This window comes from Streptomyces sp. NPDC051320, assembly GCF_040682175.1.
Classification (GTDB): Bacteria; Actinomycetota; Actinomycetes; order Streptomycetales; family Streptomycetaceae; genus Streptomyces.
The window spans coordinates 411,733-436,064 of the sequence record NZ_JBFBAL010000001.1; the positions used below are offsets into that span (position 1 = coordinate 411,733).

21 protein-coding genes are annotated in these 24,332 nt (G+C 70.3%); 12 read left to right on the forward strand and 9 right to left on the reverse strand.

The window, feature by feature from the left end; translation table 11 throughout:
* Positions 1-47 precede the first annotated feature (47 nt).
* Together AB0M87_RS01875 and AB0M87_RS01880 are read left to right on the forward strand one after the other, a co-directional pair.
* On the forward strand, positions 48-920 hold the full coding sequence (locus AB0M87_RS01875; RefSeq protein ID WP_365849288.1) for a helix-turn-helix transcriptional regulator: 873 nt from the start codon (positions 48-50) through the stop codon (positions 918-920).
* Positions 917-1,102, forward strand: a complete 186-nt coding sequence (locus AB0M87_RS01880; protein ID WP_365849289.1) for a DUF397 domain-containing protein — start codon at positions 917-919, stop codon at positions 1,100-1,102. Before AB0M87_RS01875 ends, AB0M87_RS01880 begins: the two co-directional genes overlap by 4 nt.
* Before the next feature lie 21 nt (positions 1,103-1,123).
* Here AB0M87_RS01880 and AB0M87_RS01885 read toward each other — a convergent pair whose 3' ends face one another.
* Together AB0M87_RS01885 and AB0M87_RS01890 are read right to left on the reverse strand one after the other, a co-directional pair.
* Positions 1,124-1,339 (reverse strand): 4-oxalocrotonate tautomerase family protein, encoded by a 216-nt coding sequence (locus AB0M87_RS01885; protein WP_365849291.1) that lies wholly within the window; start codon positions 1,337-1,339, stop codon positions 1,124-1,126.
* A gap of 59 nt (positions 1,340-1,398) precedes the next feature.
* Complete coding sequence (locus tag AB0M87_RS01890) at positions 1,399-2,211, reverse strand: SDR family oxidoreductase (protein ID WP_365849292.1); 813 nt, start codon at positions 2,209-2,211, stop codon at positions 1,399-1,401.
* A 163-nt stretch (positions 2,212-2,374) separates the two neighbouring features.
* Between AB0M87_RS01890 and AB0M87_RS01895 the strand changes: the two genes are divergently transcribed.
* Positions 2,375-3,244: a helix-turn-helix transcriptional regulator gene (locus AB0M87_RS01895; RefSeq protein WP_365849294.1), complete on the forward strand. Its 870-nt coding sequence runs from the start codon at positions 2,375-2,377 to the stop codon at positions 3,242-3,244.
* A gap of 218 nt (positions 3,245-3,462) precedes the next feature.
* Here AB0M87_RS01895 and AB0M87_RS01900 read toward each other — a convergent pair whose 3' ends face one another.
* Positions 3,463-4,038, reverse strand: a complete 576-nt coding sequence (locus AB0M87_RS01900; protein WP_365849296.1) for a TetR/AcrR family transcriptional regulator — start codon at positions 4,036-4,038, stop codon at positions 3,463-3,465.
* Positions 4,039-4,112: 74 nt separating this feature from the next.
* Here AB0M87_RS01900 and AB0M87_RS01905 point away from each other — a divergent pair, with 74 nt between their 5' ends.
* Positions 4,113-5,162 carry a zinc-binding dehydrogenase gene (locus tag AB0M87_RS01905; RefSeq protein ID WP_365849297.1) on the forward strand — a complete coding sequence of 350 codons (1,050 nt, stop codon included), beginning with the start codon at positions 4,113-4,115 and terminating at the stop codon, positions 5,160-5,162.
* 517 nt (positions 5,163-5,679) lie between these two features.
* Complete coding sequence (locus AB0M87_RS01910) at positions 5,680-6,333, forward strand: TetR/AcrR family transcriptional regulator (protein WP_365849869.1); 654 nt, start codon at positions 5,680-5,682, stop codon at positions 6,331-6,333.
* A gap of 24 nt (positions 6,334-6,357) precedes the next feature.
* On the opposite strand, the gene AB0M87_RS01915 is transcribed toward AB0M87_RS01910, so the two are convergent.
* Entirely contained in the window at positions 6,358-6,990 is a 633-nt protein-coding gene (locus AB0M87_RS01915; RefSeq protein ID WP_365849299.1) for a helix-turn-helix domain-containing protein, read from the reverse strand.
* Positions 6,991-7,197: 207 nt separating this feature from the next.
* Between AB0M87_RS01915 and AB0M87_RS01920 the strand changes: the two genes are divergently transcribed.
* A complete protein-coding gene (locus AB0M87_RS01920) occupies positions 7,198-8,817 on the forward strand; it encodes an MFS transporter (RefSeq protein ID WP_365849300.1) in 1,620 nt (539 codons plus the stop codon).
* 249 nt (positions 8,818-9,066) lie between these two features.
* Here AB0M87_RS01920 and AB0M87_RS01925 read toward each other — a convergent pair whose 3' ends face one another.
* The 3 genes from AB0M87_RS01925 to AB0M87_RS01935 all read right to left on the reverse strand — a co-directional run bounded on the left by AB0M87_RS01925 (position 9,067) and on the right by AB0M87_RS01935 (position 12,673).
* Positions 9,067-9,849, reverse strand: coding sequence for a copper homeostasis protein CutC (locus AB0M87_RS01925; RefSeq protein ID WP_365849302.1), 783 nt, complete (start codon positions 9,847-9,849; stop codon positions 9,067-9,069).
* Positions 9,846-11,366 carry a M81 family metallopeptidase gene (locus AB0M87_RS01930; protein ID WP_365849303.1) on the reverse strand — a complete coding sequence of 507 codons (1,521 nt, stop codon included), beginning with the start codon at positions 11,364-11,366 and terminating at the stop codon, positions 9,846-9,848. The genes AB0M87_RS01925 and AB0M87_RS01930 overlap by 4 nt, the downstream gene beginning before the upstream one ends.
* Positions 11,367-11,428: 62 nt before the next feature.
* A complete protein-coding gene (locus AB0M87_RS01935) occupies positions 11,429-12,673 on the reverse strand; it encodes an ROK family transcriptional regulator (protein ID WP_365849304.1) in 1,245 nt (414 codons plus the stop codon).
* 274 nt (positions 12,674-12,947) lie between these two features.
* Between AB0M87_RS01935 and AB0M87_RS01940 the strand changes: the two genes are divergently transcribed.
* From AB0M87_RS01940 to AB0M87_RS01960, 5 genes are read left to right on the forward strand one after another with little or no spacing between them, the layout of a single operon-like run.
* Complete coding sequence (locus AB0M87_RS01940; RefSeq protein ID WP_365849305.1) at positions 12,948-14,759, forward strand: peptide ABC transporter substrate-binding protein; 1,812 nt, start codon at positions 12,948-12,950, stop codon at positions 14,757-14,759.
* Positions 14,760-14,808: 49 nt separating this feature from the next.
* Positions 14,809-15,768 (forward strand): ABC transporter permease, encoded by a 960-nt coding sequence (locus AB0M87_RS01945; protein WP_365849307.1) that lies wholly within the window; start codon positions 14,809-14,811, stop codon positions 15,766-15,768.
* Positions 15,765-16,676: an ABC transporter permease gene (locus AB0M87_RS01950; protein ID WP_365849309.1), complete on the forward strand. Its 912-nt coding sequence runs from the start codon at positions 15,765-15,767 to the stop codon at positions 16,674-16,676. Before AB0M87_RS01945 ends, AB0M87_RS01950 begins: the two co-directional genes overlap by 4 nt.
* Positions 16,673-18,433, forward strand: coding sequence for an ABC transporter ATP-binding protein (locus AB0M87_RS01955; protein ID WP_365849310.1), 1,761 nt, complete (start codon positions 16,673-16,675; stop codon positions 18,431-18,433). Before AB0M87_RS01950 ends, AB0M87_RS01955 begins: the two co-directional genes overlap by 4 nt.
* Before the next feature lie 29 nt (positions 18,434-18,462).
* Positions 18,463-19,440, forward strand: coding sequence for an ROK family protein (locus AB0M87_RS01960; RefSeq protein WP_365849870.1), 978 nt, complete (start codon positions 18,463-18,465; stop codon positions 19,438-19,440).
* 69 nt (positions 19,441-19,509) lie between these two features.
* On the opposite strand, the gene AB0M87_RS01965 is transcribed toward AB0M87_RS01960, so the two are convergent.
* Entirely contained in the window at positions 19,510-21,414 is a 1,905-nt protein-coding gene (locus tag AB0M87_RS01965; protein WP_365849312.1) for a glycoside hydrolase family 97 catalytic domain-containing protein, read from the reverse strand.
* Between the two features lie 359 nt (positions 21,415-21,773).
* Here AB0M87_RS01965 and AB0M87_RS01970 point away from each other — a divergent pair, with 359 nt between their 5' ends.
* On the forward strand, positions 21,774-23,264 hold the full coding sequence (locus AB0M87_RS01970; RefSeq protein ID WP_365849313.1) for an RICIN domain-containing protein: 1,491 nt from the start codon (positions 21,774-21,776) through the stop codon (positions 23,262-23,264).
* Between the two features lie 72 nt (positions 23,265-23,336).
* Here AB0M87_RS01970 and AB0M87_RS01975 read toward each other — a convergent pair whose 3' ends face one another.
* A complete protein-coding gene (locus AB0M87_RS01975) occupies positions 23,337-24,248 on the reverse strand; it encodes a DMT family transporter (protein WP_365849872.1) in 912 nt (303 codons plus the stop codon).
* Positions 24,249-24,332 lie beyond the last annotated feature (84 nt).

Genomic DNA, 24,332 nt, shown 5'->3' on the forward strand with positions numbered 1-24,332 from the left:
GCGTCAGGAGTGTGACGGCGGAGCGGTTGTGCGGGAGGTGCCCGACGGTGGCCTACGAGAACACGGACGGCGGCGGTACGGCGGCGGTTGGAGGAGCCTGGGCCGAGCCGGGAGTGTCGGACAGTCTGCGCACCTTCGGCGCGTTCGTCCAGGCCTTACGGGAGCACGCGGGTCTGAGCCGCGAGGAGTTCGGCGACCTGGTGCGCTTCTCGAAGCACACGGTCGCCTCGATCGAACAGGGCCGGCGGATGCCGGACCGCGACTTCGTGGAACGCGCTGAGGCGACTTTCGGGAACACGGGGGCGCTGCGCAAGGCGGCGCCGCACCTGTCACGGCAGGCGGGTCTGGCGAGTTGGTTCCGGCAGTGGGCGCGGGTCGAGACGACGGCGATCAGCCTGTACACGTACGAGTGCCGGGTGGTGCCAGGACTGCTGCAGACGGAGGCTTATGCGCGGGCGGTGTCGCTGGACGTGCCGCCGCTGCCTGACCCGGAGGAGCTGGAGCAGCGGATCGCGGCGCGGCTGGCCCGCCAGGAACTGCTGTCGGTGTCGCGCAAGCCGCCGACGGCGTTCAGCTTCATCGTGGAGCAGGCGGTGCTGGAGCGGTACACGGGTGGGGAGGGGGTGACGCGTGAACTCTTCGACCAGTTGCTGGGGTTGATCGAGCGGAACTGGAACGTGGAGTTCCAGGTGATGCCGACGCGGCGGCCGTCCCACGCGGGGTTGGACGGGCCGATGCAGTTGGCCGAGACACCCGACAACCGGTGGTTCGGGTACTCGGAGGGACAGCAGAACGGGCGGCTGATCGCCCACGCGAAGGAGATCAGCCTCCTTCAGCAGCGGTATGCCAAACTGCGCTCGCAGGCCCTCACGCCCGACGACTCCGTGGGCCTGCTGAAGCGATTGCGAGGAGCGCTATGAGTACGTCCGGACTGGCCTGGTTCAAGAGCAGTTACAGCGGCTCACAGGGTGACAGCTGCATCGAGGTGGCGAAGGGGACGGAGGCGATCCACGTCCGGGACTCCAAGGACCGGCAGAGCCCCGAACTCACCCTCTCCCCCGCCGCGTGGGGCGACTTCGTCTCCTACGCCTCCCAGGGCTGACCCTCGGAGGCGTCGATGGCGTCAGTCATCGGCGGACCCCTGGAGCATCGCCAGGGTGAGGACGTTGCCGCCGATGCCCCAGCCGCCGTCGGTGACCTCCTCGACCAGGACCATGGTGTTGGCGCGGGCCCGTTCGCCGTAGATGTCGACGTACAGCTCGGTGGCGCGGGTGACGAGCTGCTGCTTCTGCTTCTCGTCGAGGGATCCGGCGGGGACCTTGAAGTTCGCGAACGGCATCTGCTGCTTCTTTCGTGGTGTGGGTGAAGGGAGTTGGGTGCGGCGAGCGTGCCGTCGGGTCAGACGATGCCGCCGTTGGCGCGGACGACCTGGCCGTTGACCCAGTGGCCGGCCGGTGAGGCGAGGAAGGCGGCCACCTCGGCGATGTCGGCGGGGGTCCCGAGACGCTCCAGGGGGGCCTGCGCGGCCAGGCGGGCGATGGTCTCCTCGTCCTTGCCGTCGAGGAACAGGTCGGTGGCGGTGGGGCCGGGAGCTACGGCGTTGACGGTGATGTCCCGGCCGCGCAGTTCGCGGGCGAGAACCATGGTGAGCGCCTCCACGGCGCCCTTGCTGGCGCTGTACGCGCCGTAGGTGGGGAAAGCCAGGCCGACCACGGACGTGGAGAACATGATCAGCGCCCCGCCGCCGCGGAGTTTCCGGGCGGCCTGCTGGGCGACGACGAACGTGCCACGGATGTTGGTGCGGTGGAGCGCGTCCAGCTCCGCCAGGTCCAGATCGGCGATCGGTGACAGATGCATACGGCCGGCCGCGTGCACGACGACGTCGACGCCACCGAACTCGGAAGCGGCGGTGTCGAACAGGGCGGCCATCTGCTGCTCGTCGGCGACGTCGGCCTGGACGGCGACCGCCCGGCCACCGGCCGCGACGGCGCCCTTGGCCGCGGCCTCGGCCTGATCGCGGTTGCCCGCGTAGCCGACCACGACGGAGTAGCCGTCGGCGGCCAGCCGGCTCACGGTCTCACGGCCGATACCGCGCGAGCCACCGGTGACGATGGCGACACGGGGCCGGTCGGTGCCGTGTTCGGAAGGGCCCTTCTCGGAAACGCTCTGCTCGGAAGCGGCACGGCTGTTCGCGGTTTCTCGGGGGGACATGGTGGCTCCTGACTCCTGCGGTGGATGCCGGGGCGGGGCCGGCGGACCGGTGCCCCGCTTGCGTGTCCAGCCTGGGCCGCCGCCCCCGTACCAACCAGGGCTGTCCCTACCCAGGGGTTGGCACCCCCTGGCTCGAGCCCCCGGTGCGAGGGACGATGGGGGCGTGAACCACTCGGAGCTCGCCGCATATCTCAAGTCCCGGCGCGACCGGGTCCGCCCTGCCGACGTCGGCCTGCCTACGGGTCCCCGGCGCCGGGTGGCCGGGCTGCGGCGCGAGGAGGTCGCCCAACTGGCCGGTCTTTCGGCCGACTACTACACCGAGCTGGAACGCGGTCGCGGCGCCCAGCCATCGGCCCAGGTGGTGGCTGCCCTCGCCCGGGCCCTGCGATTGAACGGTGACGAGCGCGACCATCTGTTCCACCTCGCAGACCGGCCGCTCCCCCCGGCAACGGACGGCCCGGCCGGGCACGTCCAGCCGGCTCTGCTCGGCCTGCTGGACCAACTCACCGGTACCCCCGCCCAGGTCATCACCGATCTGCACGAAGTCCTCGTCCAGAACCGCCTGGCCGCCGCCCTCATCGGCCCTCCGCCCGCCGTACGCGGGCCTGGGGCGAGCTTCCTCTACCGCTGGTTCACCGACCCCGAGGCCCGCAAGCTCTATCCGCCCGAGGACCACGACCACCACTCCCGGTTCTTCGTCGCCGACCTGCAAGCCGTCGCAGCCCGGCGGGGCCGTGACCCCGGGGTGCACGAGATGGTGACCGCGCTACGGCGCCGCAACGAGGAATTCGCCGCCCTCTGGGAGGCCCGCGACGTCACCTTGCGGCGGGCCGACCACAAACGCATCGTGCACCCCGCGCTGGGCGTCATCGAGCTGGACTGCAACACCCTGTTCAGCGAGGACGGACGCCAGCGCCTGCTCTGGTTCAGCGCCCCGCCCGGCACCGAAGGCGCCGCCCAGCTGGAGCTTCTCTCCGTGATCGGTACGCAGGACATGACCGCCGGCGCGATCGGTGACCGGCCGGGCGCCTGACGGCCGGGGCAGCGGGCGCGCAGGATGAGGTCAGATTTTTGGGGCGCTGGGCCCTGTCCCGCGGCTCCTGGCCCGGGGCACGATGCCTGGCGCGCGCACCTCGCCGTGTGGTCGCAATCGCCTCCGTACACCCCGTGCCAGGGCGATCCTCCGCCTTGCGATCGCAGCCACCGGGCGTGCCCAGCCCGGCCGAACGACAGCACCCTGTCGAAAACGCTCTACTGGCGGGGCGATGTGCCGGCTTGAACCAGGACTCGTGCCAGGTCAGTGCTCTCCGGAAGGGTGTCGATCGGGAGGGGCTGCGTGGCGACAGCCCCCTCGTGCAGCACGAGGAGTTGGGTGGCGAGGGTGGCCGGGTGCGAGCAGCCCGCCGTGGCGGCGAGTTCCTTGAACAAGTTCAGCAGCCAGAGCTTCTGGTTCGCGGCGATGCGGTGCGCGGGATGCGCGGGGTCCGGGAGTTCTGCCAGTGCGTTGATGAAGGCGCACCCGCGGGTGTTGTTCTCGCTCCAGGTCCGCAGGGCCTCGAAGGGGGCGGTAACGGCCTCGGCCGGAGTGTCGCCGGCGTCAACGGTGGCCTGGACGAGTGACCGCCAGCGCTGGTCGCGTTCCGTGAGGTAGGCCGCCACGAGGTGATCTTTTGAACCGAACTGGTTGTAGAGGGTTCGCTTGGTAACGCCTGAGTGTTCTGCGATCAGATCCACGCCGACCGCTGTGATTCCGCGGTTGTAGAACAACGTGTCGGCGGCCGCCACGATGCGGCGGCCGGCTTGCGTCAGGGGCCGCGCTTCCTGCACGACGGGTCCCTTCACTGATCGGTGTACCGTGGGCCAGGTTCACAGATCAGTATACCTGCGAGGAGGTACAAGCGATGGGCGTGTCCGAGTTCATGCGAGCGGTGCGCATCACCAGGCACGGAGGACCGGAGGTCCTTGAGCTGACCGAGGTCGCCGTCCCCGCCCTGCAGGCAGGGGAGGTGCTGGTCCGCGTCAGCGCGGTGGCGCTGAACAACACCGACCTGTGGACCCGGGAGGGCGCCTACGGCCGTCCGGACGACCCACAGGCGCTGTCGGGCTGGCGAGGCCCGATCGACTTCCCGCGCATCCAGGGCGCCGACGTGGCCGGCCAGGTCGTGGCCGTCGGGAGCGGAGTCGAGGGGAGCCTCGTCGGACGCCGAGTGGTCGTCGACCCCGCGATCTACGACACCGACGGGCCGGACGCCAACCCGGTGGGTCTGATGGGCAGCGAACGCGATGGCGGATACGCCGAGTACGTGACAGCGCCGGTGAAGCGTGTGCACGACGTGACGGAATCCCCGCTCACGGACGACCAGCTCGCGACGTTGCCGACCGCCTACGGCACGGCGCTGGGCATGATCGAGCGAGGCCAGCTGCAGAGGGGGGAAACCGTCCTGGTCTCGGGAGCGTCCGGCGGCGTCGGCCTCGCGCTGGTGCAGATCGCCCGCGCGCGCGGCGCAAGGGTGATCGCCATGAGCAGCGGACCCAAGATCGAGGCGGTGCGCGAAGCAGGCGCGCACGAAGTCATCGACCGCGCAGGAGACATCGCCGAGCAGGTCCGCGCTGCCGCCCCGGAGGGAGTCGACGTCGCACTCGACGTGGTGGCCGGCGAGCTGGTGAGTGAGGGGCTGCCGCTGCTGCGCGAAGGGGGCCGGTGGGTCATCGCCGGCGCACTCGGTGGACACGGCGTGACCTTTGATGTGCGCCGTCTCTACCTGCACAACGCCCAGGTCATCGGTTCCGCGATGCACACGCCCACGCATTTCGATCTCCTCATGGACCTGGCTCGTCGGGCAGAGGTCCAGCCCGTCATCGCCGCGACCTTCTCACTCGACCAGGCCGCTCGGGCGCAGGAAGAACTCTCCCGCAGGGGGCATGTGGGAAAGATCGTCATGCACCCCTGAGTTCCATCCGCCGGATCACGGACGGAGCCGTAGGCGGACCGCCGCGACAGTGACTCGCGGGGGGAAGTGCAAGCGAGCGTACGGGGCGCAGGTGGCCCCGACGCCCGTCCTGCCGCCTGGCGACCCGGTACACACCGTTCCCGGCAGGTCGACTTGGGCGCGCGTGACCGGCCCACGCGTGGAGTTCGCTGCCCACAGAAGGGCTTCATGGCGGCGACGCACCGTACGGCCTCCCGCTTGGTGAAGTCGCCCACCACGACGTGGGCCCAGCGGGCCTCGCCCAGCGGGCCGACGCCCGCTGCACGCTCCGGGCGCTTTCGGATGGTGCGGAAAGTGGCACGGGCTGCGCATCAGCGGTGCCGAGTACCGCGAGGCCGCCAAGCGGTGCGACGGCAAGGGCAGGCGACCACGGCAGCTCGGCGTACCAACCGTCATGGTTGCCCGGGCGCCTGCCCGGCACCTGCGAAGATGGGGGTACCGTCCGTTCACCGCTGTGAGTCCGTGAGGTTGTGTCGTGGTGTCCAAGCCCGTGGTCCGCGAACCGTTGCGGAGCAATTCGCGTTCCAACCGGGCCCGCATCCTGGCCACCGCCCGGCAGGAACTCGGCCGGAACCCCGACGTGACCCTGGAGGAGATCGCACGGGCCGCCGGTGTGGTGCGCCGTACCCTCTTCGGGCATTTCCCGGGGCGCGCGGCCTTGGTGGAGGCGCTGGCCGAGGAGGCGTCCGAGTCGCTGCGTGGAGTCGTGGCGCAGCAGCCGGACACGGCGGAGGCGCCCGAGCGTGCGCTCGCCCGGTTCGTCCTCGCGATCTGGCCCGTCGGCGATCGCTACCGGCTGCTCCTGGCGCTCGCCCGCCAGGACCTGGGTATGGAGCGGGTGTCCGATGTGCTGTCCCCGGCCCGCGACGAGGCCGCGACCATTCTGGAGCGAGGACAGCGCCAGGGTGTGTTCCATTCCCACCTTCCGCCCGCCGTGCTCAGCGCCGGCCTGGAAGCCCTGACCCTCTCCCTGTTGGAGAGCGTCAACACGGGGACGTGGCAGGACGACGGCACCCAGACCGCCGTCGCCACGCTGGTCGCGGCGGGCGTACCGGAGCAGGAGGCGATCGATGCGGCCGGGGCGGTCGCGGCGGAGGCACGGGCCGACGCCTCCGACCGCTCCGACGCCTGAGCCCGCGTCCGGGACGCGGAAACCTCAGCCGCTGAGGCGCTCGGCGGGACGAAGCCGGCGTACGTAAGCGGCGGCGAGGTCGCCTTCGACCCCCACCGCGATGAGGGCCGCCGTGGCGGTGCGCGTGCCGTCGTCGGTCCACAGCCCGGTGTTGACGCACTCCAGGAGCGCCAGGATGTGCGCCTCGAATGCCGCGCTGAGCGCTCCCGGCGGAACGCTGGTGTGGAAGACGCCCTGCCGCTGGCCCGCGCTGATGAGCGCCGTCGCCGTGTCCCGGGCGGGGGCGAGGACGCAGGCCACTCGTTCGGCGCCCAGGTCCTGGGCGGCGAGTCGCAGCAGCATGCGGTAGCGGCCGCCGACCGGCCACAGGATGAGCACGAAGCGCGCCAGGGCGGTGATGGCGTCGGTGGTCGGAAGGGCGATCGCCGTGAGCGCGTCCCGTAGCGCTGCCGCGGCGTCCTCGACGAGTCCCTCGACGAGCGCGGACCGGCCGGCGAAGTGTCCGTAGACGGTACGCCGCGCCACACCGGCGGCCCCGGCGATGTCGCTGAGGCTGCTGTCCGGATCGCGTTCCAGTTCCTGCCGGGCCGCTTCGAGGATGCGGGTGCGTGTGGTGCGCGTGCGGCCGCGCGGGGGCGGGACTGCTCGGTCGGTCATGCGGGGACTTCCGGTCGGCGGTAGTCGGCTGGAGGAGCAAAACGACTCCTTGCACATCCATGAGCAATAAATATTTGCACATGTGCGAGCAACAAACTAGTCTGCACACTGTTGGGCAAATAACTGTCCGCGGTGCCAGGCCCCATGCCCCACACCGCTCCTGCCGACCGACTCCGAAGCCGCCGCTTCACCCCCTAGGAGCTTCCAATGCCGCTCTTCGCCAACACACCCGTCGAGAGGACGAACGGGCCGTACCCACGCCGCTGGTGGGCGCTGATCGTGCTGTGCCTGAGCCTGCTGCTCGTGGTTATGGCGAACACCTCCCTGATCGTCGCCGCCCCGGCCATGACCAAGGACCTTCAACTCAGCAGCAGCGACCTGCAGTGGGTCATCGACGGCTACACCGTCCCCTACGCCGCGCTGATGCTGGTGCTCGGCGCGATCGGCGACAAGTACAGCCGCCGTGGCGCCCTCATCGCCGGGCTGCTGATCTTCGCGGGCGGCTCGGTGATGGGCAGCCTGGTCCACCGGACCGACCTGGTGATCACCGCCCGCGCCGTCATGGGCGTCGGCGCCGCCGTCGTCATGCCGGCCACACTGTCCCTGCTGGTGGCGATCTTCCCGAAGCGCGAGCGTGCCAAGGCCATCACGGCCTGGACCGCCACCTCCGGCCTCGCCATCGCGGTGGGCCCGCTGGTGGCCGGCTGGCTGCTGGCGGACCACGCCTGGGGCTCGACCTTCCTGATCAACGTCCCCATCGCGGTCGTCGCCGTCATCGGCGCACTCGTCCTGGTACCGCCGTCCAAGGCAGCGGCCATGGGCCGGATCGACTACGTGGGCGGCCTGCTCTCGATGGTCTCCGTCGGCTCACTGGTCTATGCGATCATCGAGGGCCCGCACTTCGGCTGGGGCACCGGCCCGATCACCGCGGCGGTGGTCGCGGGCGTGGGATTCGTAGCCTTCACCCTCTGGGAGCTCAAGCACCCGCACCCCATGCTGGACGTCCGCAAGTTCGCGCTGCGCCCCTTCAGCGGCTCGATGCTCGCGGTGCTGTTCTTCTTCTTCGGCGCCTACGGCTCGATCTACTACTCCACTCAGTTCCTGCAGTTCGTCCTCGGTTACGACGCGCTGGAGACCGGTGTCCGCCTGCTGCCGCTGGCCGGTGCCGTGTTCGTCGGCGCCGCGGTGACCGGACGGCTGACACCGAAGCTCGGTGTGAAGGCCATGGTCGTACCCGGCATGATCATCGGCACGGTGGGCGTGTTCCTGCTCACCCTGATCAGCAAGGACTCGGCCTACACCGACTTCCTGCCGTCGCTGCTGCTGCTCGGCTTCGCGATCGGGCTCAGCGTGTCCCCCGCCACCGACACGATCATGGACTCCTTCCCCGAGTCCGAACTCGGCGTCGGCGGTGGCGCCAACGACACCTCCCTGGAACTCGGCGGCTCGCTGGGCATCGCCGTCCTGGGCTCGCTGCTGGGCACCGCCTACCAGGACAAGCTCGGCGACCTGGTAGGCGGCCACCTCCCGGCCGCCGCACTGGACACCGCCAAGGAATCGGTGGGCGGCGGCCTGGCGGTCGCCGAGCAGGTCGCGAAGAGTCCGACGGGCGGCCCTCAGCAGGCCCATGCCCTGGTGAATGCGGTGAACGAGTCCTTCGCCCACGGTGTCGCGCACACCAGCCTCATCGGCGGCATCATCATGGCCGCCGGCGCCCTGATCGTCCTGGCCGTCCTGCCCGGCCGGAAGGCCGCCGGGAAGACCGACGGGAAGGACCGCCAAGAGGAGGCCGGAGAGGTTGCGAAGGAAGGCGCGGAAGTCGTCTGACACTCCGTGCAGGACGGGGCCGCGCCTTGAGCGGCACGCGGCCCCGGACGGAGGCGGGGCCGCCTGCCTTGATCACCGGCCGTCCCCTTCCCGCACGCGACTGAGAGCAGTCGCTCCGCATCCCCGTGCGACATGACCCCGGACATCCGGGGTACATCCGCGATCGACCAGGCCATTGCCATGCCTCCATCGCCGGGCCGGTCTGCCCGGTCACGCTTACGCCGTAGAAGGGAGCGGCACTGGACACCGCTAGAGGAGACCGGTTCGGGCTGCGTGCGCCGCGCGCACCAGCGCCGGGTCGGTGAGGTAGTGCGTCGCGGAGTCGGTGACGCCCAGGGCGAGGCCCCGGCCGCGCGGGCCCGCCGGGGCCGGGGACTTGGCGGAGAGGTGGACGGCGGCGACGCCGGTGGCGGCGGCCAGGCCGGGTATGTCGGCGGGCCGGACGCCTGCCCCGGCCATCACCTGGATGCCGGGTGCGGCCGACACCATGGCGGCGATGACCGGCGTACCCGCGACGGCGGTGGCCGCGCCGCCGGAGGTGAGGACGCGGTCCAGTCCCAGCGCGGGGATCTCGGCGGCCGTGGCAGCGGGGTCGGCGGTCTGGTCGATCGCCCGGTGCAGGGTGACCTCCACCGGTCGGCCCACCGCCGCGCCCGACTCCCCGGCCGCGTCGGTGAACTGCCTGATCACCTCGGTGTCGAGCGTCCCGGAGGCCGTCAGCGCGCCGATCACCACGCCGGCCGCTCCCGAGCGGATCGCCGAGCGGACCTCGGCGGTCATCAGGGCGATCTCCTCGGCGTCGTAGACGAAGTCGCCCGGCCGGCACCGCACCAGTACGTGTACCGGCAACCCCGCCGACACGGCGCTCTCCACCAGCGCCGCCGAGGGGGTGATGCCGCCCAGCTCCAAGGCCGAGCAGAGTTCCACCCGGTCGGCACCGCCGTCCCTGGCCGTACGGGCTCCGGCGGCCGAGGTCACCGCGATCTCCAGGGCGAGCCGGCCGGCGGGGCCGCCCACGAGCCGGCCGCTCATTCCGCGTGCCCGGTGAGCGGGCGGTCGCTGGGGCCGATCAGACGGGCGCCGAGGTCCGGGTCGGTCATGTCGGGGTCGAAGGGGAACATCGGGCGGTGGATGCGACGGTGTCCCAGCCTGGCCAGGTCCTGGTCGACGCCGCCGGGGGTGAGGGCCATCTTCCAGTCGGCGGCCATGTCGAAGAGTTCCGGCTCCAGGTAGCCGATCTTGACGACGACGAGGTCCGCGCCGCGCGGGTCGAGGCCGAGGCCGGTGAAGTCCTGCTCGTGGTGGTAGGGCTTGCGCAGCTTGGTGAGGATCGCGTACACACTGCCGACCCTGAGCACCACCTCGGTCTCCGCGTCCCGGTCGCCGTGGCGTATCGCGTGCACCTCGCCGGTCAGGGTGAGCGGGCCGGCGTGCCGGTCGTCGACCTCGGCGCCCGCCGTGACGGTGACGGTCGCGCCGACGCCCGCCCGTACGGCCGCCGCGACGGCGGCGGGTCCCGGCACCGAGGCGTAGATGACGGTCGGGCCCTCCGGCGTCCGGAACTCGGGTCGCTCCAGCAGGTAGCCGAGTCCCCAGGTGACGTCGCCCGCGCCGCCCGCCGTCGGGTTGTCGCCGGTGTCGCTGATGAAGTAGGGGCGGGCCTTCGAGTCGAGCGCGCCGTCCACGCACTCGGCCATGCTGCCGGTGGGCGCGACAAAGGCGAAGTCGCGCCTGGCCTGCCAGAAGCCGCGTGCCAACCGCTCGGCACCGGTGGTGACCGCCGTCTCGTCGGCACCGGTGACGACCACCGTGGCGCGGTTGCGGGGTTCGTCGGCCCATGCGTAACCGACCCAGATCGCGGCGTCGATGACGCCGTCGGTGGCCTCCACCTCGTCCACCGCCGCGTACACGCTCTTCGCCGGCTCGATGCGGGTGGACGTCTGCTCGCCGGCCAGCAGCACCGGTACCGGAACCCACGCCTTGACCGGCCGGGGCGCGCCGCTGACCAGCAGCTCCACCAGGTTGCGCGCAGCGCGTTCCTTGGTCTCCAGGTGGTCCTCGTGCGGGGCCATCCGGTAGCAGGTGATGAGGTCGCTGCCGTGGACCAGTTCGCGGGAGACGTTGCCGTGCAGGTCCATGGAGGTGGAGACGATGACGTCGGGGCCGATCACGTCACGGATCTCGGCCAGCAGCTTCGCTTCGGCGTCGTCGACGCCCTCCACGGTCATGGCGCCGTGGATGTCGAACCAGAGGCCGTCGAGCTGCTCCATGGCGGCGAGCCGTTCCAGCAGTTCACCGGAGAGCTCGGCGAACGCCTCGGCGGTGACCATGCCGCCCGGCAGCGACTTGCCGACCAGTGCGCCCTGCCAGTAAGCCGCCTCGGCCAGCGGCCGGCCCGGAGCGAGGAACGGATAGCGGTTGAGTACCTCCTCGCCGCGCTGGGGATGGAAGGCGGCCGCCCCGGTCCGGGCCGGGGAGAAGGTCGAGGATTCGATGCCGAGTCCCGCGATGGCGATGACGGGGCGGGCGACGGCGGTGCGCTGCGGCATGGTTCTCCAGGGGTGTACGGAGCCGGGCGGCCGGCTCGGGTGGGCGGCTCGGGCGGGAGACGTCAGGGGCCGGGGGCCAGCGGCGGCCCGGCGGGCGGGAGCGGGACCGGTTCCGCGGCGTCCGGCTCGGAGGCGAGCGACGTCAGCGCCTGGTTGAAAGCGCGCTGGAGGGCGAACTGCCCGGCGCCCACGAGCCCCGCGTCGGCGCCGAGCGAGGCTCGTTCGATGGTCAGGTGCTCGGTGACCAGCGGATGGCAGCCTTCGTAGAGCTGGCTGCGCACGGCGGCGACGAACGGTTCCAGGGTGGAGAGGATGCCGCCGAGGTACACGGCGGACGGGTTGAAGAAGTTGACGTTCGCGGCGAGCACCTCGCCCAGGTATCTGCCCGCCGTGCGCACCGCGCGGGTCGCCTCCGGGTCGGCGTCCGAGGTGAGGCGGACGACGTCCTCGGTGGAGTGCACGTCGGCGCCGCGTTCCCGGAGGATACGGACGAGTGCGGCGCCGGAGGCGACGGTCTCCAGGCAGCCGGTGTTGCCGCAGGAGCAGGGGGTGTCCCCGGCCGCGTCGATCCGGACGTGGGTGATGTCGCCGGCCACCCCGGTCGCGCCCCGGTAGAGCTTGCCGTCGGCGATGATCCCGGCGCCGATCGCCGATCCGGTCTTCACCATGATCGACTGCCGGACCTCGGGTGGTCGAACGGTGTGCTCACCGATCGCCATGCAGTTGGCGTCGTTGTCGACGGCGGCCGGCACCGCGAAACGCTCCCGGAGCCAGTCACCGACCGGGAACCTGTTCCAGCCCGGCATCCTGGACGGCAGGGTCACCATCCCGGCCTCGGTGTCGACCGGTCCCGGCAGCGCGATTCCCACTCCGCGCAGCCGCTCGAGGCCACGCCGCCGGACCAGTTCCTCAAGGGTGTCCGCCAGCCGGGACAGGCTGGGTTCCGGGCCGTCGGAGATGGCGAACGGCACCGTCGAGACGTCGGCGAGGCCACCGCCGGGCAGGACGATCCCCACCCGCGCGTGGTGGGCGCCGAGGTCCGCGGCGACCGCGAACTCGTCCCGGCCGCCGACCACGAGGATCTTGCGGGGCCGCCCACCGGAGGAGGAGCGGGTACCGCGTTCGGCCAGGAGTCCGCGGCTCAGCAGTTGGCCGACCGTCAACGAGATGGTCGACGGGGCGGCCCCCAGCAGCTGTGCCAGCTCGGCGCGCGAGGTCGCCTGCCCGGATGCGATGACGGCGAGGATCCGGGCGGCGAGGGGGGAGGAACCCCGCGGAGCGTTTCGCCCGGCACTTATTTCATTCATGCACTAACTATCGTCGGCGGATGTGTGGCACCGACCCTACGCCCGTCCCACCGCCCCAGGAACGCCGATAGCGGGTGGCGGGAGACCCGGAATGCCGAACCGGCGTGTTTCATAAGGGAGTTGGGCGCAAGCAAAGCTTGCCGAGGCCCTTTCAAAGAAAACAGCGCGAGACTTTTTCCAATATCAGCGTAACCAAATATTGACATTACTTTATTTGTTTTTTCGGCCCCGGAGGTCGTTGACTACTCCCGTCCCCGTCCTCAAGGAGTCATTCATGTTGCGTGCTCGCACAGTGCCCGGTCGCCGCTGGGCTCTGGTCGCGGGAGCCGTCGCCTCAGCGAGCGCGCTGCTCGCGGGGTGCACCGGATCGACCGGTTCGTCGTCTGCCTCTACCGACTCCATCAACTACGCGCTGCCCGCCAATTTCATGCCCAACTGGATTCTTCCGCTGGGCACCGCCGCGCACCTCAACACCAACAACGGCTCCATCATCTCCACCCTCTGGGAGCCATTGGTCTCCTACGACGGCTCCACCGGAACGATCGGCTGGAACAAGGACGCGTCCGTGGCCACCGGCGCCGACTTCGCCAAGGACGGCAAGAGTGTCGAGATCACCCTCGGCGACCGGCACTGGAGCGACGGCAAGCCCATCACCTCCCGTGACGTGGAATTCTGGTACAACGTCGTCACGGCCGAAAAGGACAAGTGGGCCAGCTACAGCCCCGGCCAGGCGCCGGACAACTGGACTTCGTTCACGACGGTGGACGACCACCACTTCACCCTCACGTTCGACAAGGCGTACAACGCCCAGTGGATGCTGGCCAACGAACTGAGCCTGATCAAACCGCTGCCGCAACACGTGTGGGACAAGACCAGCGCCGCCGGGAAGGTCTCCGACGCCGACCGCAGCACGGCCGGGGCCAAGCAGGTCTGGACATTCCTCAACTCCGCGGCGAAGAAGATCGGCCGTTACCAGAGCGACCCGCTGTGGAAGACGGTGAGCGGCCCGTACACCATCAAGACCTTCTCCACCTCGGGCAAGGTGACGCTCGTCGCCAACCAGAAGTACGACGGCGGCGGGAAGGCCCACATCAGGACGGTGAACCTGCTGCCGTTCACCACCAGCGACGCGGAGAAGAACGCGCTGCGCGCCGGTCAGGTCGACTACGGCTACGTCGACTCGACGGACCTCGGGCAGAAGAAGTCCTTCACCTCCATCGGCTACGACGTCAAGCCGTGGGCCGGCTGGGCCGTCACCTACATGCCGTACAACTTCTCCAATCCCACCATGGGCCCGGTCTTCCGCCAGCTCTACGCCCGGCAGGCGATACAGATGTCGGTCGACCAGGACATCCTGTCCAAGGTGATCTACGACGGCACCGCCGTCCCGACCTACGGGCCGGTCCCGCAGGGCCAGCCCTCCGACTTCCTCGCGGAGCAGCAGAAACACAACCCGTATCCCTTCTCCAACAGCAAGGCCAGGGCCCTGCTGACCAGCCACGGCTGGCAGGAGAAGAACGGCGTCATGGTGTGTACGCGGCCCGGCAGCGGTTCCGACGCGTGCGGTGCGGGTGTCGCCAAGGGCACCACGTTCCGGATGCGGGTGCTCGCGCAGTCCGGCTCGACCGTCACCGACAACCTGATGAGCGCGCTCCAGTCGTCGTTCGGTGATTCGGGCATCGACTTCTCGGTCAAGACGGCTCCGGTCAACTCGGTACTCTCGCAGACCCCGCAGTGCACCCCGGGGCAGGCCCGCTGCTCATGGCAGCTGTCCTTCTTCGGCACCGCGGGCAGCTGGTACTTCCCGGCCTTCCCGACCGGCGACGCACTCTTCCGCACCAAGGGCGGATCGAACTTCGGCAATTACTCCGACCCGGCCGTCGACAAGCTCGTCACGGCCACGACCACCTCCAGCGACCCCAGGGCCGTGCAGAAGTACAGCGCGGCGCTCGCCAAGAAACTGCCGGTGATCTGGCTGCCGGAACCCGACTACCAGATATCGGTGCTCAGGGACGGCCTCGGCGGCTTCACCCAGGACTCTCTCGCCAACTTCCACCCGGCCCAATGGAAATGGCGCAAAAAGTGAGTTCCGTCGGAATCCTCGCGCCCCACCTGACCCGAACCGACGGGAAACCATGCCTACCTTTCTCTATCTGATCAGGCGCTTCCTCCAGGCCGTCGTCGTCGTCCTCATCGTGACCGTGGTCGTCTTCGGCCTGCTCCACGCGCTGCCGGGCGGCCCCGCTCGGGGCATCCTCGGGCCGCAGGCCACGGCGCAGCAGATCGCCCAGTTCAACCACGAACAGGGCCTCGACACGCCCCTGCCCGTGCAGTACGTCCACTACCTCGGTCAACTGCTCCGCGGCGACCTGGGCGTCTCCTACACCCTCAACGAACCGGTCTCCCAGCTCATCGTGGAGCGGCTGCCGAAGACGCTGCTGCTCACCGTGCTGTCCGCGGTCGTCGCACTGATCCTCGCCATCCCGCTGGGCATGTGGCAGGCGGTCCGGCGCAACCGGCCGGCCGATTACGTCATCACCACGCTCAGTTTCATCGCCTACTCCACCCCCGTGTACTTCCTCGGCCTGATCCTGGTGCTGCTGTTCAGCCAGGTGCTGCCCTGGCTGCCACCGCAGGCACCGCAGGGCCAGACGCTCGCGCAGGTCTTCTCCGACCCGGCCGCGCTCATCCTCCCGGTCGTGTCGGGCGCCGCGTCCATGATCGCGGTGTTCAGCCGCTACATGCGGGCGGCGACCCTGGAGAACCTCTCCGAGGACTACGTCCGCACCGCGCGGGCGGGCGGCTCCCGGCAGGGCGCGATCCTGCGGCGGCACGTCTTCCGCAACTCCCTCACCCCGGTCGTCGCCATGCTCGGCTACTACGTGCCGGTGCTCTTCGGTGGCGCGCTCATCGTCGAGCAGCTCTTCAACTACCCGGGCATGGGACTGCTGTTCTGGACCGCGGCGCAATCCTCCGACTACCCGGTGCTGCTCGGCTGCGTCCTGGTCATCTCGATCGCGACCGTGGCCGGCACGTTCCTGGCCGACATCGTCCAGCGGATCATCGATCCCCGAGTGAAGGCAGGTCGGGCATGAGCGCCGTACTGCAACCGGGTCAGACGCCCGGCCCCGAGACGGGGCGGACCGCCGCGCCGGCCGCCGCCACCGGATTCCGCCTCGTCGCGCGCCGGTTCGCCCGGAACCGGCTCGCGGTGGTCGGGCTCGCCGTGGTCGTCTTCTTCTTCCTGTTCTGCTTCGTGGGTCCGCTGATCTACCGCACCGACCAGACCCACACCGTCCTCACCCAGGTGAACCTCGGCCCCGGCACGGCGCATCTGCTGGGCACCGACGCGATCGGCCACGACGAACTGGGCCGCCTCATGTACGGCGGCAAGGTCTCCCTGCTGGTCGGGCTCGCCGCAGGTGTCCTGGCGACCTGCATCGGAACCCTGTGGGGCGCCGCCGCGGGGTATGCGGGCGGCTGGATCGACGCCGTCATGATGCGGGTCGTCGACGCCGGCATCGCGATCCCCGCGCTCTTCATCCTTCTGGTGGTCTCGGCCATCTGGACGCCGGGCGTCGGCGGTCTGGTGATCATCCTCGGTCTGGTCTCCTGGCTGGTGCCCTCCCGGCTGGTCAGAGCCGAGACGCTGACCTTGAAGAGCCGCGACTACATCCTGACCCTGCGCGCCATCGGCGGCAGCCACACCCGGGCCATCGGCCGGCACATACTGCCGAACTCGGTGTCCACCGTCGTGGTCGCCGCCACCTTCCAGGTGGCCGACGCGATCCTGCTGGTGGCGTACGTGTCCTACCTGGGACTCGGCATTCAGCCACCGGCCACCGACTGGGGCGGCATGCTCTCCTCGGGACTGACCGCCGCCTATGCGGGACGCTGGTGGCTGATCGTGCCACCGGGCCTCGCCGTGATCCTCGTCGTCTGCGCGTTCAACGCGATCGGCGACGGGCTCAGGGACGCTTTCGACGTAAGGGGGCGCGGATGACCGCCGCCGACCACTCCACCGCCACCCAGGCCGCGCCCCTCCTCGAACTGGAGGACCTCGCCGTCACCTTCACCACCGAGAGCGGCGAGGTGCCCGCCGTACGGGGCGTCTCCCTGCACGTAGGTCCGGGCGAGACACTTGCCCTGGTCGGCGAGTCGGGCTCGGGCAAGTCCACCGTGGCGCTGGCCGCGATGGGGCTGCTGCCCGGCAACGCCCGGGCCACCGGACGGGCGGCGCTGACCGGCACCGACGTGGTCGCCGCCACCGAAGCCCAACTCGCGGCGGTACGCGGCCGGACCGTGTCCATGGTCTTCCAGGAACCCGCCACCGCACTGGACCCGCTCACCCGGATCGGCGCCCAGATCAGCGAGGTCATCCGCAACCACCGGCCGGTCAGCAAGCAGGACGCGGCCCGCGAGGCCGTCGAACTGCTCCGCAAGGTCGGCATCCCCGAGCCGGAACGACGGGCTACCGCCTACCCCTTCGAGCTGTCCGGGGGTCAGCGGCAGCGGGTGGTCATCGCCATGGCGATCGCCAACGAGCCCGGCCTGCTCATCGCCGACGAACCCACCACCGCGCTCGACGTCACCGTGCAGGCCGAGATCCTCGACCTGCTGCGCCGGCTGGCCACCGAAACCGGCACCGGAGTTCTGCTGGTCACCCACAACATGGGCGTCGTCGCCGACTTCGCCGACCGGGTCGCGGTCATGCGGCACGGGGAGATCGTGGAGACCGGCTCCGTGCAGGACGTGCTCATGCGGCCCGGTCACGAGTACACCAAGCGGCTGCTCGCCGCCGTACCCCGCCTCGTCACCACCGCCGAACGCCCCGCCGGCCCCGGGGAGCCCGCTCCACCGGGCGACTCCCCTGCCGCCGGGCAGCCGGTGGTGGAACTCGACGACCTCTGCGTCACCTTCGGACGCCGCAAGCGTGCCGTGTTCGCGCTGCGTGGCGTGTCCTTCGCCGTGCACGCGGGAGAGACCGTCGGCCTGGTCGGCGAATCGGGCTCCGGTAAGTCGACGGCGGCCAGAGCCGCCCTCGGCCTCGTCCGGCCCGCCTCGGGCAGCGTCTCGCTCTTCGGCTCCGACCTGCGCGGAACCAGGGGCCGCGCCGGGCGCGCACTGCGCTCGGGCATCGGTGTGATCCTTCAGGACCCGGTGGCCTCGCTGGACGCCCGGATGAGCGTCGGCCAGTGCGTCGCCGAGCCGCTGCGGATCCACCGCGGTGACCTGTCGGCACGCGAACGCGACGACCGGGTCGCGGAGATCCTGGAACGCGTGCGGCTGCCGCGCGCCCTCGCCGACCGGGCCCCGCGCGAACTCTCCGGCGGACAGCGCCAACGGGTCAGCCTGGCCAGAGCCCTGGTCCTGGAGCCCCGGCTGCTGGTCGCCGACGAACCCACCAGCGCCCTCGATGTCAGTGTGCAGGAAGCAGTACTCGAAGTGATCACCGAACTCCAGGACGAACTGGGCTTCGCCTGCCTCTTCGTCTCCCACGACCTGGCCGTCGTACAGCACTTCGCCCAGCGGGTCGTCGTGATGCGGGCCGGCCGGGTCGAGGAACAGGGCCGCACCGAGCTGACTCTGCTGCATCCCGAGACCGACTACACCCGGCGCCTGCTCGCCGCCGTGCCGGTGCCCGATCCGGTGCTGCAACGCAGACGGCGTACCGAGCGGCAGGCCGCCCTCGCCGCGGGATCGCTCGCTGACGGATCGCTCGCTGACGGATCGCTCGCCGGATCGGAGGAGAACGCGTGACGGCCACCGCGCGTAACGGCGGGCCCGAGGTGGTCGCCGGGATCGACATCGGCGGCACCACCACCCAGGTTCTGCTCTGCACCGCCGAACTGTCCGTGCTCGACCGCGCGGAGGTGCCCACCCCGGCCGCCGAGGGCGGCCGGGCCATGGTCGGCGCCGCGCTCGCCGCGCTCCACCGCCTACTCGCCCGCACCCCGCACCGACTGGCCGGCGTCGGCATCGGTGCGGCAGGCATCGTCGACTCGCACACCGGGCACATCCTGGTGGCCAGCGACTCCTTCCGCGGCTGGGCCGGTTACGCGGTGACCGACGCCGTCGAGGCGGCGCTCGGGGTACCGGCCTTCCTCGACAACGACGTCAACGCCTTCCTGCGCGGCGAGGCGTCCCCGCGGGGAGCGATCGCCGGCGAGTCACACGCACTCGGCATCACCCTGGGCACCGGTGTGGGCGGCGCCCTGTGGATCGACGGCGAGGTGTACGACGGGCCGCACGGCGCCGCCGGCGAGATCGGACACATTCCCGGTTTCGGCGACCTGCCCTGCTCCTGCGGCGGTCGCGGTCACCTGGAGACGCTCGCCGCCGGACGGGCCATCGCCGCCCGCTACCGGGAACGCACCGACCTGGCGGCCGGGCCGGCCACCACCGCCCGGGATGTGCTGCTCGCCGCGGGCCGCGGTGACGAGGACGCCCTGGCGGTCTTCCGCACCGCCGGGACGGCCATCGCCCGGGCGGTCCTCATCACGGCCGGCCTCATCGACGTGACGACCGTCGTCATCGGCGGTGGTGTCTCCCGCGCCTGGTCCCACCTGGAACCGGCGATCCGCACCGCCCTCGCCGCCGAACCCCCGGTCAGCGGCCGCCCGGTCCACCTGGTCCGCGCCTCCCTCGGCGACGACGCCGTCGCCCTCGGCGCGGCCGCCAGGGCGCGCATCGAACTGAACGGTCGCCAGTCACCGTTCACCGAGGTGAATCTCGCACACGGATACGCGTCGAACGGGGGGAGCTGAACGGCGGGGCGGGCACACGTACGAAACCTCGACTGGCCTCGGCCCGCTGCAGAGCGCCTGCCGGGCAGGTCATTTGGGCGTCAGGACGACGGCCTGACCGCCCGCGGCAGCCATCGCCACGCTCAGGGTGAAGGCCGAGGTGACGGTCCGGGTGCTCGCCACGACCGGGGTGCGGTACGGGCTGCTCCCCGGTCTCCCGTCGGCGTAGACCGTGGCGGTGTAGCCGCCGCCGCCGAGGAAGGACAGCGGGACCGACAGGGTCCGGGCTGTCTCGTTGGTCATCGCCCCCAGGTACCAGGTGGTGCCACTGCGCCGGGCGACGGCGATGTACTCGCCGATCGAGCCGGCGAGCGTCGTGCTCTCGTCCCAGACGGTGGGGATGGCATCGAACCAGGGCAGCCCGGGCCAGTTGGCGGAGGTGGCGTACTTGGACGGCTTGTCGTACCAGTACAGGAAGTTCAGGGGCTGGTAGTACACGGCGGCCATCGCCATCTGGTGGGCGTTGGTGGTCTGGTCCCGGGACTGGCCGTAGCAGATGGTGTAGTCCATCGGCCCGCCTATATTGCGAGCGAAGGGCAGGGTGACGTTGTGGGTGGCGGTGGGGAAGTGCTCGTTGCCCCGCACGCCCTCCATACTGATCCAGTTCGGGTAGGTCCTCTCGTAGCCGAACGGGCGCACGTCGTCGTGCATGTTGATCAGCAGTCGGTACTTGGCCGCGGTTTCGGCCCAGTCGGTGATCCGGTTCGTCATCGCCTGGGTGCCGTCGCTGATGAAGCCCAGCTTGATGCCCGCGACGCCCCAGCTCCGGTAGAGGGCGAACAGGGAGTCCGGGTCGCTCAGGGCGATGCGGTTGACGTACAGGATGAGGCCGATCCCCTGGCCGGCCGCATAGGAGATGACCGTGGGCATGTCGATTCCGGAGATCGGCTGTGTCGCGTCGGTCGTGGAGTTCTCCGGTCCGTACCACCCCGCGTCGTACTCGATGTACTGCAGGCCCCGGGCGACGGCGAAGTCGACGCCCGCCAGACCGTCGGCGGTGGTCAGATTGCAGCGGAAGGCTTTGCCCGGCCGGATCCAGGAGGTGTCGGCGAGGGCGTTGACCGGGGCCAGATTGAGCACCAGTTCGGCGTTGTCGACCAGCTCCGCGTGGGAGGAGCCGATCACCACCACGCGCCAGGGCGTGACGAACGGTGTGCTGACCGTGGACGTCGTTTGGACCGTGTCCGAGCCGCGGGCCGTGTGCTGCATCAGGTAGGCACCAAGGGTGTTGGGCGCTCCTTGGACGGAACTGAGCATCAGCCGAGGGTAGTTGAGGCGTGCTGACTCGCAGACACAGGCGATGAGTCCGTCGGCACCGGTGGCGGTCAGCGGCAGGTCGGTCAGCGGGCCGTTGTCCGTGGAACTGGTTCCGGTGGACGGGATGGAGCCCGGAGTGACCGGGTTGTACGGGTCCTCGTCCCGCGCGCTGTAGACGAGCGTGTCCTCGGGGAAGCCGAATGTGGTGAGTTCGCCGGCGATGGTGGCGGCGCCCTGGTCGGGCAGGACGTAGCGGAACGCGACACCGGACGAATAGGCCCGGATCTGGACGCCGAAATCGATGGAGGTGCGGCGGTCGCGGAGGTTCCAGCGCATCTCCTGGTAACGGTCGGAGACGGTCGCGTTGCGCCCGTACACCGGGTGCCAGGTGGAGTCAGCGTGCCGGTGCTCACGGCCTGTCAGCACGGCGTCGGTGCCGAGGCTGGTTCCGTCGCTCAGCCGCAGACCCATGGCCGAGGTGTCGATCACCGTCCTGCCGTGGCGCTCGACCGACCACTGGAGCGCACCATCGAGCAGCGCCATCTTGATGACGGTGCCGTTGAGCGAGGCCGCGGTGACCGATGCGCCGGCGGCCTCGGCCGGACGCGTGGCGGCGATGCCCAGCGCGGCCGCCGATGCGGTGACGGCCGCGCCCTTGAGTATTCCGCGGCGGGACACCGATCCCGGGCGGCCGGTTCTGTGCGCGTCGGAGGGTTCCTGACGTCCTGGAACGTTCACAACCAGCACACCTCTCTCTTTGATGCGGCTCATGGGCGGGGATGACGCGTCGGCCGTGCCGGAGCCCGGCGCGAAGATGAAACCGGGAGTCAGTTCAACGAATCCAACCAGGAAGTAACAAAATCTGAACCGCCCACGCAGTTTCCTGCCTGCTGCGCCGGGAGGTCAACCGGTTGTCATGAGGTTTCTTGACGGCGACTCACCGCAGGTCGGTCAAGAACAAACAAAATCGATCGCGATCCTTGACGCCGTATCAGGCTTGCCGCTCTGATGAGCCCCAGCCAAGGAGAGGGAAGAACATGTCCGAGGGTGTACCCCCCCGATCGGTGGGCCGCCGGCGCAGAGCCGCCGCCGCCCTTCTGACGCTGCTCGCAGGCCTTGCGGCTCTTCTGCTTCCGGCGGCCGAGGCACACGCGGCCACGGTGTCGTTCACCACGGGCGCCGCACGGACCGACCAGAACGGCAACGCGCTGCAACTGCACGGCCTCGGCATCGTCAAAGCGGGAAGCACCTGGTACGGCTTCGGGGAGGACAAGACCGGCGAGACGTCATCGGACACGTCGTTCCAGGACATCACCTGCTACACCTCTGCCGATCTGGCCAACTGGACCTACCAACGCGTCGCGCTGGCCAAGCAGAGCAGCGGCGATCTGGGGCCCCAGCGCATCGTGGAGCGGCCCAAGGTCATCCACAACGCCTCGACCGGTATGTACGTGATGTACATGCACATCGACAGTACGAACTACTCCGACGCCAAGGTCGGTGTGGCGACCAGCAGCACCCCGTGCGGCCCCTACACCTACCGGGGAAGCTTCCGGCCACTGGGCAACCTGAGTCGTGACCTCGGACTGTTCCAGGACACCGACGGCACCGCCTACCTGCTGAGTGAGGACCGTAACAACGGGCTGCGCATCGACAAGCTGTCCGCCGACTACCTGTCCGTGGACAGCGCGGTGACGGTACTGGGCGGCAGTGGCAGCAGCAGTATCGAGGCACCCGCCATGGTGAAGGCCAACGGCGTCTACTACGTGTTCGGCTCCCACCTCACGGGCTGGAGCCTGAACGACAACGTGTACGCCACCGCCACGTCGCTGAGCGGCCCCTGGTCGTCGTTCCGGGACTTCGCCGCCGCCGGTACCCATACCTACGGCAGCCAGACGGCGAACGTCATCACGGTTCAAGGCTCCTCCGGCACCAGTTACCTCTACGCCGGTGACCGTTGGGACACCTCCGACCTGGGGGCGTCGAAGCTGATCTGGCTGCCGCTGACCATCAGGGGGACAACGGTCAACCTCGGCCAGTACCCCACCTGGTCGCTCGACCCCGGCGCAGGCACCTGGACGGCCGGCAGCGGTTTGCCCTCCGCGGGGGTCCACACCCTGACCGACGTCAAGAGCTCCATGGCGATGGATGTGGCGAGCGGCTCCACGTCGACCGGTGCGGAGATCATCCAGTGGCCGTCCAACGGAGGCGCCAACCAGCGGTGGACCGTGACCAGAGTGGCGGACAACGTCTACACGCTGAAGAGCGTGAACAGCGGGTTGTGCCTGGACGTACCGAACAAGTCCGCCGCCACCGGCCAGCAGCTGGAGCAGTGGACCTGCAACGGCGGGAACAACCAGCAGTGGTTCCTCGACCTGGTCGGCAGCTACAGCGGCAGTACGTACCAGCTCACCGGTGTGGGCAGTGACCTGAACATCGGCGTCACAGGCGGCTCGGCCACCCAGGGAGCCGCGGTCGACCAGGAGACGGCTACCGGCGCGACGAGCCAGCAGTGGAGCCTTTCCTGACCGCACAGGAGTGAGCCCCGGTCCGGACGGCTGCTTCCGTCCGGCCGGGGCAGCGGCCCCGGCTGCCCCGCGTCATAGCGGGCCACGCACCCCCTCGCTCGTGGCCGGGCCCGGGGTGTCGGAGGCCATCAGGCTCTGCGCCAACGAGGTGCGGGCGAGGGCCGTGGCCCCCAGCACGATGAGGGCGACCCCGCAGAGCTCCGGCAGTACCCACCAGCCGGAACGGATGTGCTCGTCGTAGAGCGTGATGCCGAGGACCACGCTGATCAGTGCGTCGCCGACGGTGAGCACCGGCTGGGAGGCGACCAGCGGGCCCGCCTGCATGGTGTTCTCCAGCAGGAACAACGCGCCCACACCGGTCACCGCGAAGCCGTAGGTCTGCCACGCCGTCAGGAATCCGACGAGGCCGTCGACGTCCAGGATGTGGGTGGCCGTCTTCATCAGCGCCGCGGTGAAGGAGTAGCAGAGCGCCGTCGCGCCACCGAGGCAGGCGGCGCGCACCTGGCCCACGGGACGCCGGAACGCCGCCACCACCAGGATCGCGACCACTCCGCCGCAGACGGCGGCGGCCGGCACCCAGCGGTCGATCGGCACATGCGTCCTGTTGCCGCTCGGGGAGGCCGTCGCCAGGGCCACGCCCAGCCCGGCCACCACACACACCACGGCCGTCCACGCGGCGCGCCGCAGTCGCTGGTGGAAGAGCAGCGAGGCCACCAGCAGCGTCAGCGGCAGCTCCAGCACGAACAGCGGCTGCACCACCGACAGCGCCCCGGTGGCCAGGGCGATCGCCTGGCTGACGGCGGCAGCGACGACGGCGAGCATGCCGCCCAGCCAGACCGGGCGCCGCGCCAGGTCCAGCATCAGGCCGGCCCTCAGGTGGTCGGAGCGTGGCACTGTCAGCGCGGCACGCCGCTGGAGCACGGTGGCCACGGCATTGCACAGGGCCGCGCAGAGAGCGAAGAGAACCGGCACCAGTGCGCCCACCGTGGTCACCCCTGCCTGTCATCTTTGTCGCGCCGCTGCCATCGTGACCCGGCCTCGCGGAGGACGCGATCCGAGCCGCGCCCG

Coding starts and splice junctions, on each gene's coding strand:
- AB0M87_RS01950 (WP_365849309.1), top strand. CDS start 15,765: ATGAGCGCCGTACTGCAACCGGGTCAGACGCCCGGCCCCGAGACGGGG.
- AB0M87_RS01890 (WP_365849292.1), bottom strand. CDS start 2,211: ATGTCCCCCCGAGAAACCGCGAACAGCCGTGCCGCTTCCGAGCAGAGC.
- AB0M87_RS01935 (WP_365849304.1), bottom strand. CDS start 12,673: ATGAATGAAATAAGTGCCGGGCGAAACGCTCCGCGGGGTTCCTCCCCC.
- AB0M87_RS01885 (WP_365849291.1), bottom strand. CDS start 1,339: ATGCCGTTCGCGAACTTCAAGGTCCCCGCCGGATCCCTCGACGAGAAG.
- AB0M87_RS01970 (WP_365849313.1), top strand. CDS start 21,774: ATGTCCGAGGGTGTACCCCCCCGATCGGTGGGCCGCCGGCGCAGAGCC.
- AB0M87_RS01945 (WP_365849307.1), top strand. CDS start 14,809: ATGCCTACCTTTCTCTATCTGATCAGGCGCTTCCTCCAGGCCGTCGTC.
- AB0M87_RS01920 (WP_365849300.1), top strand. CDS start 7,198: ATGCCGCTCTTCGCCAACACACCCGTCGAGAGGACGAACGGGCCGTAC.
- AB0M87_RS01905 (WP_365849297.1), top strand. CDS start 4,113: ATGGGCGTGTCCGAGTTCATGCGAGCGGTGCGCATCACCAGGCACGGA.
- AB0M87_RS01930 (WP_365849303.1), bottom strand. CDS start 11,366: ATGCCGCAGCGCACCGCCGTCGCCCGCCCCGTCATCGCCATCGCGGGA.
- AB0M87_RS01940 (WP_365849305.1), top strand. CDS start 12,948: ATGTTGCGTGCTCGCACAGTGCCCGGTCGCCGCTGGGCTCTGGTCGCG.
- AB0M87_RS01915 (WP_365849299.1), bottom strand. CDS start 6,990: ATGACCGACCGAGCAGTCCCGCCCCCGCGCGGCCGCACGCGCACCACA.
- AB0M87_RS01955 (WP_365849310.1), top strand. CDS start 16,673: ATGACCGCCGCCGACCACTCCACCGCCACCCAGGCCGCGCCCCTCCTC.
- AB0M87_RS01880 (WP_365849289.1), top strand. CDS start 917: ATGAGTACGTCCGGACTGGCCTGGTTCAAGAGCAGTTACAGCGGCTCA.
- AB0M87_RS01925 (WP_365849302.1), bottom strand. CDS start 9,849: ATGAGCGGCCGGCTCGTGGGCGGCCCCGCCGGCCGGCTCGCCCTGGAG.